This window comes from Sphaerisporangium sp. NPDC005288 (genome assembly GCF_040607475.1).
GTDB lineage: Bacteria > Actinomycetota > Actinomycetes > Streptosporangiales > Streptosporangiaceae > Sphaerisporangium > Sphaerisporangium rhizosphaerae.
Window position 1 is genome coordinate 1 of the sequence record NZ_JBEXGT010000116.1, and the last position, 1,287, is coordinate 1,287.

Here is a 1,287-nt window from a genome sequence, read left to right on the forward strand (position 1 = left end):
TGATGTTGCCCCGGTCTTGTGGACAGCCGAGTGCTTGGGACGATGTGTCCTGGGAGGAGTTCACAAGTGCCGATGTCACGTCCGCCGTACCCGCCGGAGTTCCGGCGGCAGATGGTGGAGCTGGTCCGCGCCGGCCGGACGCCGGAGGAACTGGCCAAGGAGTTCGAGCCGACTGCGCAGTCCATCCGCAACTGGGTGGTCCAGGCTGAGCGCGATGAGGGCCGCCGCGAGGACGGTCTGACCAGCGTCGAAAAGCAGGAGCTGGCCCGGCTGCGGCGAGAGGTCCGTCAGCTGCGGGAAGAGCGGGAGATCCTGAAGAAGGCCGCGGTTTTCTTCGCTCGGGAGACGGATCGGCCGAAATGAAGTACCGGCTGATCGACGCGGAGAAGGCACGCCATGGCGTCTCCCTTTTGGCCCGGGTGCTGGGTGTGTCGCGCCAGGGCTACTACGCCTGGAAGAACCGCGGACCCTCGGCGCGGGCCCGGCAGGACGAGGCCCTGACGGAAACGATCACGAAGATCCATGCTGGATCGCGAGGAACCTATGGTTCTCCGCGGGTGCATGCCGAGCTGGCCGAGGAGTTCGGGGTGCGCATCGGGCGCAAGCGGGTGGCCCGGCTGATGCGCGCTGCCCGGCTTGAAGGAGTGCATCGGCGCCGCCGGCGCGGGCTGACTCGCCGTGACCCCGCGGCGAGTCCGGCTGAGGATCTGGTGAAGCGGGACTTCACCGCTCCGGGACCGAACCGGACCTGGACAGCCGACATCACCTACGTGCCGACCGGCGAGGGATGGCTGTATCTGGCGGTGGTGCTGGATGTGTTCTCCCGGCGGATCGTGGGATGGGCGATGGCCGATCACATGCGCACCGAGCTGGTCATCGACGCCCTGGAGATGGCGATCTGGAACCGCCGGCCCGCCCCCGGACTCATTCACCATAGCGATCAAGGAAGTCAGTACACGTCGCTGTCGTTCAGCCAGCGGTGCAGGTCAGCGGGCATCCGTACCTCGACCGGGACCGTCGCCGACTGCTTTGACAACGCCGTCACCGAGAGCTTCTTCGCGACGTTGGAGACTGAGTTGCTCGACCGGCATCACTTCGCCACCCGCGCCCAGGCCAAGGCCGTCTGCTTCGACTTCATCGAAGGGTTCTACAACCCCCGGCGCCGCCACTCGACCCTGGGCATGCTCAGTCCCGCCGAATACGAACGCCGACACGACGCCGAACACAACCGCTACGCTGCCGCATAGCCGCAAACCCCGACCTGTCCACACAACCGGGGCAACTTCA

Annotated in this window: 1 protein-coding gene; it reads left to right on the forward strand. The window is 66.6% G+C overall.

The genetic code is table 11. The features are described 5' to 3' along the window. Positions 1-66: 66 nt before the first annotated feature. Positions 67-1,247 (forward strand): IS3 family transposase gene (locus tag ABZU32_RS40925; RefSeq protein WP_354932179.1). Its coding sequence is split into 2 segments (ribosomal slippage): positions 67-316 and positions 316-1,247, totalling 1,182 coding nucleotides; the frame shifts between segments, so codons are not numbered across the junction. Positions 1,248-1,287 lie beyond the last annotated feature (40 nt).